Origin of the sequence: Clostridium sp. UBA1652 (assembly GCF_002320975.1) — a bacterium.
GTDB lineage: Bacteria > Bacillota > Clostridia > Clostridiales > Clostridiaceae > Clostridium_T > Clostridium_T intestinale.
Genome location: NZ_DCLI01000079.1, coordinates 80,797 through 94,826 on the forward strand (window position 1 = coordinate 80,797; position 14,030 = coordinate 94,826).

At 30.4% G+C, this 14,030-nt stretch carries 11 protein-coding genes and 1 other annotated feature; of the genes, 2 read left to right on the forward strand and 9 right to left on the reverse strand.

The features are described from left to right. Nucleotides 1–147 precede the first annotated feature (147 nt). Together B3N22_RS16770 and B3N22_RS16775 are read right to left on the reverse strand one after the other, a co-directional pair. Nucleotides 148–3,672: a 5'-nucleotidase C-terminal domain-containing protein gene (locus B3N22_RS16770; protein WP_286908826.1), complete on the reverse strand. Its 3,525-nt coding sequence runs from the start codon at nt 3,670–3,672 to the stop codon at nt 148–150. A 198-nt stretch (nt 3,673–3,870) separates the two neighbouring features. After that, entirely contained in the window at nt 3,871–5,517 is a 1,647-nt protein-coding gene (locus tag B3N22_RS16775; protein ID WP_286908828.1) for a glutamate synthase-related protein, read from the reverse strand. Nucleotides 5,518–5,924: 407 nt separating this feature from the next. Between B3N22_RS16775 and B3N22_RS16780 the strand changes: the two genes are divergently transcribed. Further along, the gene (locus tag B3N22_RS16780; protein WP_286908829.1) at nt 5,925–6,434 is read left to right on the forward strand and encodes a GNAT family N-acetyltransferase; all 510 of its coding nucleotides are present in this window, start codon (nt 5,925–5,927) and stop codon (nt 6,432–6,434) included. A 61-nt stretch (nt 6,435–6,495) separates the two neighbouring features. On the opposite strand, the gene B3N22_RS16785 is transcribed toward B3N22_RS16780, so the two are convergent. Further along, the gene (locus B3N22_RS16785; protein ID WP_073018489.1) at nt 6,496–6,765 is read right to left on the reverse strand and encodes a hypothetical protein; all 270 of its coding nucleotides are present in this window, start codon (nt 6,763–6,765) and stop codon (nt 6,496–6,498) included. Between the two features lie 143 nt (nt 6,766–6,908). Here B3N22_RS16785 and B3N22_RS16790 point away from each other — a divergent pair, with 143 nt between their 5' ends. Further along, nucleotides 6,909–7,688, forward strand: coding sequence for a 3'-5' exonuclease (locus B3N22_RS16790; protein WP_286908832.1), 780 nt, complete (start codon nt 6,909–6,911; stop codon nt 7,686–7,688). 38 nt (nt 7,689–7,726) lie between these two features. On the opposite strand, the gene B3N22_RS16795 is transcribed toward B3N22_RS16790, so the two are convergent. From B3N22_RS16795 to B3N22_RS16820, 6 genes are all read right to left on the reverse strand, one after another. Beyond that, nucleotides 7,727–8,890 (reverse strand): aminotransferase class I/II-fold pyridoxal phosphate-dependent enzyme, encoded by a 1,164-nt coding sequence (locus tag B3N22_RS16795; RefSeq protein WP_238906485.1) that lies wholly within the window; start codon nt 8,888–8,890, stop codon nt 7,727–7,729. Beyond that, nucleotides 8,887–9,366 (reverse strand): Lrp/AsnC family transcriptional regulator, encoded by a 480-nt coding sequence (locus tag B3N22_RS16800; RefSeq protein ID WP_021800814.1) that lies wholly within the window; start codon nt 9,364–9,366, stop codon nt 8,887–8,889. Before B3N22_RS16800 ends, B3N22_RS16795 begins: the two co-directional genes overlap by 4 nt. 56 nt (nt 9,367–9,422) lie before the next feature. Continuing rightward, nucleotides 9,423–9,672 (reverse strand) — a binding site (T-box leader). 166 nt (nt 9,673–9,838) lie between these two features. Beyond that, entirely contained in the window at nt 9,839–10,672 is an 834-nt protein-coding gene (locus tag B3N22_RS16805) for an HAD family hydrolase (RefSeq protein WP_286908834.1), read from the reverse strand. 201 nt (nt 10,673–10,873) lie between these two features. Then, nucleotides 10,874–12,028, reverse strand: a complete 1,155-nt coding sequence (locus tag B3N22_RS16810) for an MFS transporter (RefSeq protein ID WP_286908835.1) — start codon at nt 12,026–12,028, stop codon at nt 10,874–10,876. Nucleotides 12,029–12,062: 34 nt separating this feature from the next. Then, nucleotides 12,063–12,551 (reverse strand): PTS sugar transporter subunit IIA, encoded by a 489-nt coding sequence (locus tag B3N22_RS16815; RefSeq protein WP_286908837.1) that lies wholly within the window; start codon nt 12,549–12,551, stop codon nt 12,063–12,065. Between the two features lie 111 nt (nt 12,552–12,662). Next, complete coding sequence (locus B3N22_RS16820; RefSeq protein ID WP_286908839.1) at nt 12,663–13,991, reverse strand: 6-phospho-alpha-glucosidase; 1,329 nt, start codon at nt 13,989–13,991, stop codon at nt 12,663–12,665. Nucleotides 13,992–14,030: the final 39 nt, after the last annotated feature.

A 14,030-nucleotide genomic window follows, 5' to 3' on the forward strand; every position in this document is an offset into this window, starting at 1 on the left:
TAATTACTCATATCTTTCCTTCATTGTACTTACTAAGCTTTTCATTTAGCTGCTTTGCTTGAATATTTTCATATTCAATACTTAACTGCAAAAGAGGCCCATCAAACAACTTTCTTGTTTGATGGGCCTCATGTTAACTACTATCAACTATGCTATTGTTTTTCTTCTTCTCTTTTCTCTAACTAATACAACTGTTCCAAGGACTGCTATAACTGCTCCCAATCCTCCCAAAGTATCTAAATCTATTAATGAACCTGTTTTAGGAAGATTTCCTCCTGATGTTTCTCCACCATTATTTCCTGGAGTTTGTGGTTCTTCATTTCCACCTGAAGTTGGAGGTTGTCCAGCTATTGCATATTCTACTTTAGTAACTGATAATTCTTTACCCTTAGCCTTTAGCTCTTTTAAGCTTTCAACTAGGGCTTCTCTTATTGGAATTCCTGTATCTAATACATTCTTAGCACCAGTAAAGTCATAAGCATCTCCACCAGTTGCCATAAAGTCATTAGTAACTACAGTATAGTACTTATCCATATCAACCTTAGTTCCGTCCATTAGGTACATTCCTAGTATTCTGCTTCCTAAAGGTTTATTTATATCATAATATACCTTTACTCCTGTGAATTGTCCCCATCCTATAGATTCATTTCCTATAGCATTTTCTAAAACTCTTTTTAAATCTGAACCTTTAAGTTCCATTTTTACTAAGGTGTTATCAAATGGCATCAACTCATACATTTTACCCATAGTGATATTACCTTTTTCGATTAATGGTATTCTAAGTCCACCACCATTTGTTATAGCTATTTGAGTATCAGCTTTTGCTTTCATAACATCTGATGTCCATTGTCCTATTAGTGAAACTCCTGGAGCATTTTTATCATGAGTTAAATCTTTATCTGTGCTACCAACAACTTCATCAAGTATAGGTTTTAATTCTTCATTATATTTATCAACAATCCCCTTAACTGTACCATCAACTGCTAAAGTAGCAACTCTTGTATAAAGATCGTCTCTAGATGGTGTTACCCCTAAAATCTTATTGCTTGAATCTAAGTTTATAGTTAATCTCGCAAGTGATCTTCCATTATAATAACCTTCAACTATCGGAATGTTATTAACTGTTCCACTTACTTGTAAATGTGTATGTGCAGCAATTATTCCATCTATTCCAACTGCACCTTTAGCTAAATCTGCTGCTTCCCCAGTAATAACTCCAGTTTTTGAATCTTGAGCTGCTCCAAGATGAGTTAAAGCTATTACTACATCAACTTTACCTTCTGGAACTTCACCGCTTTTTAGCTTAGCAGCCCATTCATTACCAGCTTTAACTGGATCTCTAAACTCTAAATTTTTAACATTTTCAGGTTTTGTTTTGTATGCTGTTTCTGGTGTAGTAAGTCCAATAAGACCAACTTTTACTCCATCTTTTTCTATTACCTTATAAGGTTTTGCCCAAGTTACAGGTTTTCCTGTAGCTTTGTCATATATATTAGATGCTAAGAAATCAAATTCTCCATCTTTTGCCCATTGATTTATATAATCTAGCCCCCAATCAAATTCATGGTTTCCTACTGATGATGCCTCAATTCCTATAGCCTTAAGCATATCTGATACTGGCTTACCATATTTAAGATTTGACATAGCACTTCCTTGGTAAATATCCCCTCCAGCAACAACTATTGTGTTAGGATTTGATTTTCTTACATCATTTATAGCTTGAGCTAATTTAGCCGCTCCAATGTTTTTCCCCTCTTCTTTAAGTGAACCATGGAAATCATTAAAGGATACCACATCAATATTTTTATATCCTAATCCTTTTAAATCACTAAAGTTTATAGATTTAACATTTGGAGTTCTACCATCTTCTGATGTTGGTAATTTTAATGTACCATCATTTATTAACTTAACTGCTGTAGCTCTTTGTACAGAGTCCCAATTGTTGCCTATTATCTTCCAGTTATTATCTACTTCTGGAGTAATAGTTCCACCTTTCACGTCTTTAATGTATTGTCCTATTAAATCTCTTACTCCAACTCCACCTTGTACATCGCTTTCTATAAGTTTTGGAAGTTCTTCTCCTTGTTTATATACTTCTCCAGCTTTTAGAAGATGTGAGTTAGCTCTATAATTATTTACTGCAATAATAAAACTTTCATCCTCTTTAACAGCTTTTCCTGTATCTGCCCAGGTTAGATTTTTAATTCTACTTCCTTCTGGCTGAGATATATCAACATCATATTTAACTCCGCTAAACATATCATAGTTATATGCTCTTACATTTGGATTAAAGGATATTGTTAAATCTCCTTGTTTAAATTGGTTATAGTATTTCGCTGACCATTCCATATAAGCTTTAAGTTGTTTTCCATTCATTTGAAGTTTATATAAAGTATTATCATATGGATAGATTAATGCTGATCCTGATTTTTGAATATTTCCTTCTTTGATGTTTGCATTAGCATTAAACATTGCAGAAGAAGCTACTTTTGCACCGGTGTAGTTCATTTGAACATTATTTATAAGGTCAATCATAGCTGTATCTTGAACTTGAGCGCTAGGAATTCCACTTACCTCATTTGATGGTACTAAGTCTCCACCTTTAAGTGTTCCTATAACTGTTTCTGCATCTGCTTTCGCTCTTTCATGGTACGGCATAAACTTAGAAGATAAATCTGTATCTGCTTCATAGTTTATAGCTTTTGTAGTTTGATCTTGAACCCATACAAGTTTAGATGTAACATCTTTTGTTTTATCTTCAACTACATATTTATTATCTTTTTTAACAAGTTTTATATTCATTTGAGCTAAAGTTGCTGCTCCATTTTTGTTTTCGGTAGTTAAAATATTATTATGGAATGTTTGATTCATTGCTTTGTGTTCGTGTGCTGCAACTATTGCAGTTAAATCAGGGCAAGCATTTGCTAAATCTATAGCTCCTGACCCTTGTTCATCATATTCATTACTTTCTGACATATGAACTACCGCAATTATTACATCAGCTTTTTCTTTAAGTTCTGGTATTAATTTTTTTGCTTCATCAACAGGATTTGTTACTACATAATCTTTTAAATTAGCAGCATCCCATCTTACAATATTAGGAGTAACCATTCCTAATATTGCAACTTTAACTGTATCACCATCTAATCCTGGTCTTTCAACAATTTTGTAAGGTTCTGCAAGTCTTGTTACGCCATCTTTTTCGTATACATTTGCACATAAAGCTGTTGTCTTTGAATTTAATTCAGAAGTAATCTTTTTAAGAGTAGGAACTCCATAATTAAATTCGTGATTACCATAACTCCAAGTATCATATCCCATTTCATTCATGCCAAGAATCATTGGATGAATTGGATCGTTTAAGAATAATTGAGATGAGTTACCTTGTATAGTATCTCCAGCATCAACTAAAATGGAATTAGGATTGTTAGATCTAAGTCCTTTAAGTATAGTCTGAAGTTGCGCCATACTACCTGTCTTATCCTCTTTGTTAGTTGCATAATCCCATGTGAAAAACTTCCCATGTAGATCACTTGTAGCTAATAATTCTACATTTATGGAATCGCTACCAGTTTCCGCAAATGCCTTAAGTGTCGGTGTTGCTAAGTTAAAACCAATAAACAAAGCAACCAGTGAAGAAATAAGCTTTTTTGATTTAAAAAATTTAAACAAAATGTTTCCCCCTTCTTTTTTAGACTCTCAAGTATAGTTTAATTCAGTTTAAAGGAAAATGTTGTTAATATTATGTTAATTTTTAACACATTTGTAATCTTAATGTTAAATAAATTTTCTATATTTTATGTAAAGTTAAAAGATGCTGCAAACTAATTAAATATAAGTTTACAACATCTTTCCCTAAAGTTTGTTTAATTATTTTCTTTTTAATATTTCCTTTGCAATTTCATCTTTTACATCAGTCATGAACTTAATTCCAGTCTCTTTTTCCGTTTCTCTATTAGCTGAGAATATATCCTCTCTTGAAATATCACTTACATTAAACTTTCTTACACCTGCCATAAGCTGTTGTAAGCCTGCTGAAAGTTTATCTGCTAAAGTCCATACAGCTATAGCCCCAAGTGGAATGTTTCTCATTTCCTCTTCCCCTATTTTTTTCTTTACATCGTAGTAACCTGCAAATATTTTTTCAGGAGTACCTCCAAATTCATCTAAGATATGTTTAGGCATTGAATTCCAATTACCATTTATCTCATCTTTTCTATCTGGATATAGAACGCCCTCTATATTTGCTCCTAGGAAAGCTGGTATCATTAATCCTCTTCCCATACAAACTAACTTAGTAAATGGACCACCTAATGCTAACGCTTTAAATATTTGATCTTCCTTAGCAAGTCCACCTGCAAATGCCATATCTACTACATCATAACCTAAGTCCTCTAATATTTTTCCATATTCATAAGCTTTAGCATGGAGATTTATTGATGGTACACCCCATGACTCCATCATGTTCCATGGACTCATTCCTGTACCTCCTCCTGAACCATCAATTGTAAGTAAGTCAAGTTTAGCCTCTGTTGCAAACTTTATAGCCATAGCTAAAGCTTCCATTCCATAGGAACCTGTCTTTAAAGTAATCCTCTTATAACCTAAACTTCTTAATCCTTCTATTGACTTCATAAACTCTTCTCTTACTTCATCAACACTATTTAGGTCTGTATATCCTAGTCTACTATGTCTTGCAAAAGCTTTTATAGCACCAGCTTTAAAGGCTTCTTGAACTTCTTTTATACTTGGGTCAGGATCTACTATATATCCTCTATCTTTTAAGAACAACGCATATTCTAGGGAATTAACTTGTATTTCTCCACCTATATTTTTTGCACCTTGTCCCCATTTTAATTCTATAATTACATTATCTCCATATTTATTTATTACGTATTCCGCTACACCATTTCTAGTATCTTCAACATTCATTTGAATGATTATAGCACCATATCCATCATAATATTTTAAATATTCTTTAATTCTTCTATCTAATTCTGGAGCCTTAACTATCTTTCCACCTTCTATAACTGCATCTTTATCTATTCCTACTACATTTTCTCCAACTACTATAGGAAAACCAACTAAAGCTGCTCCAACAGCAAAAGATCTCCAATATTTTTGTGCAATAAATGTTGACCCTAATGCCCCTGTCATAATAGGAATTCTTGATTTTGTTTTATGTGTTTTTCCAAACTCAGTTTCTAAACTAACGTTAGGGAATATGCAATCATCTGCATTATTAGTCAGATTTACTGCAAGTCCACTTGCTCCGTAGTTATATCCTTGAATTCTAATATTACTATAACTGACACCAATATGATTTATATTAGAGCTTCCTGCTGTAACTTTTCCAAAATCTCTTGGATACAGTATTTTTCTTCCCTTCATACTTGACATCCAATTTTCACATTTTCCATTACAATCTGCTCTACATAGAGTGCATAGCCCCGATTCTGCTGGATTTCCTCTGTTAACGGTTCCTAAAACGTCGTTGTTTTTTTGATACTGTAACATTAAGTTTCCTCCTTCAAAATATACACTAAGTATTTAATTTATATATTAATGCCATTATTTATGGCCATTAAACAAAACTTAAAAACCAAATCCTAATCAGTTAATACATTTAAAATTATCAACAATTAATTGATATATTTGTATTATATCATTAATTTTCTTAATATTCTTTAATAAAATAAACATTTTTCTTTATGATTTGTTATTTTTCGTTTTATAAATCATCTATCTTTATAGTGCAGTACTGATTTAGAAGATAAGTTAAGATATATGCTAACTTCCGAAGTTAAACTTCCCTAACACTATTTTATCTATTTTACTAATCATAATTTTGGTGATAGTATTTCCATATAAGTGGAAACCTATTTTTATAGGTTTTTTATTATATTTTAAGGAGAGATGTATTAATGAAGGCTGGTAATGTGCTATTACGGCAGGAAGTTTTTTCATCAGATGCCTTTGAACTTATAAAATGGTTAGAGGATTCAGATGTAACTCAATATCTAAATGAAGATCAGAATGTAGGTAATAGCATTAGACAAGTCATGAGCAGGGTGAACCTGCCTGTTTTAACTCATTTATTTAGTCAAAATGGAAGTTTCTTTATTTTAACTATAGGTGATGATTCTCCAATTGGATTTCTTAAACTTATTCCTAAAGGAAAGGTTGTAGAAATGGTTATCGTTATAGGAGAAAAAGAAAAGTGGGGTATGGGTCTTGGTACAAATGCAATCTTCCAAGGATTAAAACACTCATTTTTTCACTGGAGGGCAGATAAAGTTATTGCAAAAATCAAATATAAAAATCATCGTTCCATGAATGTTTTTAAGAATATAGGATTTAAAAAAGAGAAAGATTTTAAGGTTGAAGCCCAATATTCAATATCAATAAATGAGTTTTTAAATATTGCTGCTTAAATATAAAAAGATGTATCATAAAACACAAATGTTTTTATATGATACATCTTTTTAACGTTTGTTATTTTTTATCATCTATTTCTTGAATGACAAATTTATCAAAATCAATATCTTCTATGAAATTATGTTCATTAAATATTGTTTTGCTTCTTTGATTATATTGATCTAAATTTATAGGTAACCAGTAAGGTTTTGAGATATCAAATTTATCACATAACTGAATTAAGCATTGCTTTAAATTCTCTTGATAAGTCCCATCTATATCTGAAAAAACAACATCATCCTTGATTATCTTGCCATTTTTCATTATTCTTCCCCAGATTTTTAACATATTCTATAGTTATCCTCCAATTATGTTTATATTTTTATTGAATTATAACTTAATACTATATTATTATCAATACTATAAGACTTACATAAAGATATTTTAATAAGTTAATATTAATCTTATACATGTTTTTTAGGAGTAAAGAAATGAACTATATAATAATAGACTTAGAATTTAATCAAGCTCTTAACGCTTCAGGAAATGAAATCAATTATAAATTGCCTTTTGAAATCATTCAAATAGGTTTAATTAAATTAGACGACCACTTTAATACTATATCTACCATGAATTCACTTATTAAACCTGAACTATATACAACTTTAAATCCATATGTGGAAAAGTTAACAGGTATATCAATGAATAACTTATCATCTTCAAAATCCTTTAAAGATGTTTTTAATGATTTAACTAAACTTTTTGATGGTGAAAGCGTACTATGTGTTTGGGGAGTATCTGATATAAAAGAACTTTATAGAAATACGCTTTATCATGGTTTAGATGTATCTCTCCTTCCAAAACTATATATAAACGTCCAAAGACATGCCTCTAATAAACTTAACTTTAAAAAAGGAATGAATATAGGTTTGAGTTCTGCAACTGAAATATTTGATATTCCTACTAGCAATAATTTTCATGATGCATTTTATGATGCTTTATATACAGCAGAAATCTTTAAAAAAATCAACTCATCTAATTCTGGTGAAGGCTCTTCTTCAAACTTAAATAAACTTATTTCACGTTATTCTTATAATAACTCTAGAAATACTGAGCCTAAAACTAAACTTGATAAAGATAGCTTATTTAATCAGTTTGAAAAGATGTTTTCAAGGGAACTTACTTATGAAGAAAAGTCCATGATAGAATTAGCCTATAAAATGGGGAAAACAAATCAGTTTCAAATATCAACTTCTAAACAGAAAAACTGAGATTAACTTCAATAATCTCAGTTTTAAATATTCTATACTTAATTATTTTTAACGAATCTTTCAATTCTTTTTAAGGACTCTATTATATTATCCATGGATGATGCATAACAGGCTCTTATAAAACCTTCTCCACAATCCCCAAATGCATTTCCTGGAACTACTAATACCTTTTCTTGAATAAGAAGTTTTTCACAGAATTCATCTGATGACATTCCAGTTGATTTTATACTTGGAAATACATAAAAAGCTCCTAAAGGTTCAAAACAATCTAATCCAATCTTTCTAAATCCATCTACCAAAACTCTTCTACGTCTGTTGTATTCCTTAACCATATTACTAACACTACTATCAGAATTTTTTAATGCCTCAATAGCTGCATATTGAGCAACTGTTGGTGAACACATTATTGCATATTGATGTATCTTCTTCATAGCTTCTATTAAAATAGGATGACCACAAACATATCCAAGTCTCCACCCTGTCATGGCATATGCCTTTGAAAAACCATTTATAACAAGAGTTTTATCTCTCATTTCTGGAAAAGATGCTATTGAAACATGTTCCTCTCCATAAGAAAGCTCTGCGTATATTTCATCAGATATTACTATTACATCTTTATTTTTTAAAACTTCAACTATTCCTGCAAGTTCTTCTCTTGTCATTATTGCACCTGTAGGGTTATTCGGAAACGGAACTATAACCACCTTTGTTTTTGGAGTTATAGCTTCCTCTAACATCTGAGGAGTTAATTTAAACTCATCTTCGGCTCTTAAATTTAAAACCTTAGGTGTTGCTCCAGTAAAAGCAGTACATCCTTTATAAGCAACAAAACTTGGTTCTGGAATTATAACTTCATCTCCTGGTCCAACTAAAGCTCTTAGTGCTATATCAATTCCTTCACTTCCACCTACAGTAACTATTATCTCATCATCTGGATTGTATTTTAAATTAAATCTTCTATTTAAGTAACCTGAAATTTCATGTCTAAGTTCAACAAACCCTGCATTAGAAGAATAATGTGTATGTCCTTGCTCTAAGGAATATATTCCAGCTTCTCTAACATTCCAAGGAGTTACAAAGTCAGGCTCCCCTACTCCAAGTGAAATAACATCCTTCATCTCATTTATCATATCAAAGTATTTTCTTATTCCTGATGGAGGCATATTTTTAACATTATCCAATATCATATTTTCTAAAATCATATAAATATAGCCTCCCTATCATCTATTTGCTTTTCTTTAAATATTGTTCCATGATCTTTATATTTTTTAAGAACAAAGTGTGTAGCTGTACTTAAAACATATTCTTGAACTGCAAGTTTTTCAGATACAAACATAGCAACATCCTTCATTGTTTTTCCTTCAACTATTACTGTTAAATCAAAACCTCCAGACATTAAATAACAAGCTTTAACCTCAGAAAACTTATATATTCTTTCTGCAACTTTATCAAAACCTTCCCCTCTTTGAGGAGTTACCTTTACTTCAATTAATGCAGTCACAGTTTCTTTTCCTGTATTTTCCCAATTTACTAAAGTAGTATATCCAGCTATTATACTTCTTTCCTCATAATCTTTTATGGCATCTCTTACTTCATCTACAGTTTTTCCCGCCATAACAGCTATTTGCTCATCTGTATACCTACTATTCTTTTCTAAAATCTCTAAAATTTCATCCATTTTAAAATGCCCCCTATTTATCAAATTTTTTTAAATAAAAAAAGTCCTCATCCCAATAAAGGGACGAAGACTCTACTCCGCGGTACCACCCTAATAAGCAATAAATTGCTCACTCAGTTAGAATACTTTTAATATTCTATCCTCTATAACGTGAGGTCGACGTTGACATCTAATTTAAGAATAATTCTTAAGTTCTCAATGTAAGATTCAAAGACTGCTTCCATAAAGACCCCTTACTAAAGTTCCACCATTCTTCAGCTCTCTTAAAAGTTTTCCACATGTACTCTTTCTCATCATCATCTTTAACTATATCTATATTTTTATATTATAAACTTAAATATCAAAATATTTCAATAGTTTTGTGTAATAATTAATAATTTAAGTTTTTTTCAAAGCTTTTGCTGATAAAATGCTATTTTTTATTTATGGTATTATTAGTATATCTTTTATATTAGTTTAGATCTAAATTTAACTATATACCTTTTCTTACTCTTTTCTCAATAAACTTTGCAACCGCATCATCATTATTACCTTCTATTACTGCAGTAGCCATATCTTTTAAAACATCATTAGCATTATTTACTGCATAACTTTCATCTGATACCTTAAACATAGGAATATCATTTAAGTTATCTCCAAAGCATATTACTTTATCTGTTTGTACGTACCTTGATAAAAATTTTATTCCATTAGCTTTTGATGCTTTAGAACTATAGGCATCTAAATAGTACCAGCCTTTTCTATATATCTCTTCATAATAATCAACTGTTATTCCTTCGAGTTTTGAAAGTTCATCATATATATTTTTTATAACTTCAAGCTTATCATAAGCTATAAAATTTATTATTTTTGAATTCTTAGTAGATTCAATATACTCATCTACCTTAAGAAAAGTTTTATATGGACTGTTGCATCTTTCTTTATAAAAATCCTTTTCTACTTCATAAACAAATTCCTTATAATATACCAAAAGCTCATCATCATTAATTCCATACACTAAAGGACTTTTTTTATTATTTTCAAAAACCTTTAGTATATCATGAACTAAAGACCTTTCAACTGATTCTATATTAATATATCTTTTTTCATTAATGTCATATATTATAACCCCATTCATGAGAATTACAGGTAATTTAATGTTTAAATCTTCAAGAATATCTATTACTGTAGCAGGTGTTCTAGCTGTAGCTACTGTAAAATTAATTCCTTCATTAATTAAATTATTTAACACTTTTTTAGAATAAACTGATATCTCTTTATTACTGTTTAGCAATGTACCATCAAGATCTGATATGAATAATTCCACTTAATCAACTCCAATTGTTTTAATCTTTGTATATAAGATTATTTTATTATACTTATATTTATTAAGTTCTATAGCTTCATTATTATATCATAAAATAATTGCAATTTTAAAATACAGCCTGTCCATTTGATTCTCTATCTTTAAAACACATAAAAATTCCCTACCTTATAATTTTATATAAGATAGGGAATTTGTAAACTTTTAGTTCATCCTCTTTAAAATATTAATCAATGAGAAAGCTATAGCTGATAAAGATGCTGCCATAAACAGTGTTACATTTACACTAAAATATCTCGTTATTGCTCCTGCACAAGTTGGTATTAAAAGCGAAGACAGTCCTGTGAAAATACTTAATGCATATAATTGTCCTGTAGATTTCATCTTATTATTAGTTAATTCAAATATTAAGTTTTTTGAAGCAATCAATAATAGTGGTGTTGTGAGAACTTGAAATAAACTTAATATAATAATTCCAACTACACTACTGCTAAATCCAAATAATAAAAACTGAATCGTTAATGCAATTGCTGAAGTCTTTAATAAAGAATAGTGATTAAACTTCCTCAAAAGATATCCTCCAAATAAATATGTTGGAATCTCAATAACAGATTGAATAGACCACTTGTAACCTATTTGTGAGTCTGTAGCTCCTAAAATAAGCATTTTATCTACAACTGCACTATTATTTGTTACAATAACACAATACATTAAGAAAAGGACAAATACTAATAAGTTATATTTTTTATTCAGTATGAGTTCCTTTATATCATCTAATCCCGCTTTTTCTATATCCTTACTACTGCCTTGTACATCTTTTATAAAATATATCACTCCTAATGAGAATATACATAATATCAATATCCCATTACCTAGACCAACATACCCAAATCTATAAATAATTATTGGTAATATAATACTTCCTACCGCCCAACCAATTGATCCAAATGCTTTTATAAAGGATAAACGACTTCTCAAATATTCAGTATTTCCAAGTATCCATGTATCACTTAGCCCACAACAAGTATTAATAAGTCCTCCACTAATTGCAATCACAATCATATGAAAGATGAAGTTTTGTACTTCCTTTGAATAAAACATATAGGATGAAACTGCATATATTAATAAAGCAACTACCATAAACTTTTTTACTGTTTGATATTTATCTGATAAAAACCCAAATAATAATTGTAGTATTATAGTCATCACTGCAAATGATGATAACAACACCCCTCTTTCCATTGAGTCATATCCTAACTTTGATAAAAATGGTGTAAATTGCGTCATAGCAAACGAAAAAGCTATATATATTAATACATATAATACTGTATATAAATATTTTTGTTTTCTATCTTCCACTTTATTAGCTCCCTAAATCTTATATATTGCTACTTTATTTCACTCTATATTCAATTACAGTATTTTTCCCTCCATATACTTCTTGTCCAATTGCACATTTATCTATATCATATTTTTCACTTTCTATAATAATAACTGGGGTTACTAAGCTCATTCCTTTAGATTCAATAAAAGCCCTATCAATTTTAATAAGTGGTGTTCCTTCTTTTACTTTATCATTTACATTTACAAGTAAAGTGAATCCTTCTCCTTCTAGTTCAACTGTCTCCAGTCCAACATGAATTAATATTTCCACTCCATTGTTAAGTTGCATTCCAACTGCATGCTTTGAATTTACAATTGTTGCAATCGTTCCGTCTGCTGGTGCATAAACTATATCGCCTGTTGAATCAATTGCAATCCCATCACCTATCATCTTTGAAGAAAATACTTCATCTTTCACTTCCTCTAATGGAATGCATTTACCTGATATAGGTGCTTTAATTAACTCACTCAAGCTTGTTTTCTTAAAAAACTTAAACATAAATTACTCCTTTATCATTAACATCATATCTGCATTTAAATATTTGAGCCACTGATGAGTGGCTTTTTTTCATAGAATTTTCTCATCAATGACTCATGTTATTTGTGTATATTATTTTAGTATTGGCCAGAATTCTTTATTTGCTTCAATTAAATCATCTAAAATTAATTTTGCAACTTTAGCACTTGGTACTGTTTTTGACATTGTAATTGCCTGCCATAACTTTTGGTATGATCCTTCAATCCAAGCTTCAACAGTTAATTTTTCAGAAGCTACTTGTTGTTCCATTAATCCTTTTTGGAATGTTGGAATTGCACCCATAACCATTGGTTCGTATCCATCCTTACCTACTATACAAGGAATTTCAACCATAGCTGTTCTATCAAAGTTTTCTATTGCACCCTTATTTTCAACTATTAAAAGCATTCTTTCTTTTGTATTGTAAGCAAGAGCCTTCGCAAGATCAATTATATAAGTAGAATGTTCACTAGACTTTATTCCACAACCTTCTGAAGTTCCATCTTTTATAATCTTGTTACAAGTCTCAAATATTTGTTTTTCTCTACGATCCATAACTTCATTCGCTCTTGTATAATCTTTATTTGCATGAGCAACAGTATCATCAGCCATTAAATAATACTTTAAGTAAGTATTAGGTAATGTTTCTGGTTCAATTTCTAAAAGCTCTTTAGCTGCTCTCATTGCTTCAAGCCAGCTTTCTTCTTTGTGTTGACCTGCTGGTATATCTTCTGTATAACCTCTAAGTCTAACATGCTCTTTTATCTTTTCCATTAAATCATTTCCATCTTTATCTTTTATACTTGTCCACCAACCAAAATGATTTAATCCGTAGTATCTAACTTCCATATCTTTTCTTGAATTAAGTTTTAATACTCTTGCCATTATCTCTTCAAGACAAACTGGCATATCACATATATTAATTATTCTTGAGTTAGGTCTTAATCTTCTAGTTGCTTCAGCTACTATTGCTGCTGGATTTGAATAGTTTAATAACCATGCATTTGGCGAATATTTTTCCATATAATCTATTAGTTCAATAACTGGTCCTATTGATCTCATTCCATAAGCTATTCCACCTGGTCCACAAGTTTCTTGACCTACTACATCGTATTTTAATGGAATCTTTTCATCTTGTTCACGCATTGCATATTTTCCAACTCTTAGCTGAGCCATAACAAAATCTACATCTGTAAATGCTTCTTCTGGATCTGTTGTATATAAGAATTCAACTTCTGGTGTCTTTTCTGCTATTATTATTTTACAAGCTTCAGCTAAAGTTTCCTGTCTTTCTTTATCATTATCATATAACTTGATCTTTCTTACAGGAAATTCATCCATATTTTCTAGCAACGTCATTACGATTCCTGGTGTGTACGTACTTCCGCCTCCTGCGATAAGTACTGAATTCTTCTTTTTCATCTTACTACCTTCTTTCATTACAATAATTTAATCAAACTA

Excerpts from the sequence above, each read along its gene's own strand:
- B3N22_RS16795 (WP_238906485.1), bottom strand. The coding sequence starts at position 8,890 with ATGATTTTAGAAAATATGATATTGGATAATGTTAAAAATATGCCTCCA.
- B3N22_RS16790 (WP_286908832.1), top strand. The coding sequence starts at position 6,909 with ATGAACTATATAATAATAGACTTAGAATTTAATCAAGCTCTTAACGCT.
- B3N22_RS16815 (WP_286908837.1), bottom strand. The coding sequence starts at position 12,551 with ATGTTTAAGTTTTTTAAGAAAACAAGCTTGAGTGAGTTAATTAAAGCA.
- B3N22_RS16780 (WP_286908829.1), top strand. The coding sequence starts at position 5,925 with ATGAAGGCTGGTAATGTGCTATTACGGCAGGAAGTTTTTTCATCAGAT.
- B3N22_RS16785 (WP_073018489.1), bottom strand. The coding sequence starts at position 6,765 with ATGTTAAAAATCTGGGGAAGAATAATGAAAAATGGCAAGATAATCAAG.
- B3N22_RS16775 (WP_286908828.1), bottom strand. The coding sequence starts at position 5,517 with ATGTTACAGTATCAAAAAAACAACGACGTTTTAGGAACCGTTAACAGA.
- B3N22_RS16800 (WP_021800814.1), bottom strand. The coding sequence starts at position 9,366 with ATGGATGAAATTTTAGAGATTTTAGAAAAGAATAGTAGGTATACAGAT.
- B3N22_RS16820 (WP_286908839.1), bottom strand. The coding sequence starts at position 13,991 with ATGAAAAAGAAGAATTCAGTACTTATCGCAGGAGGCGGAAGTACGTAC.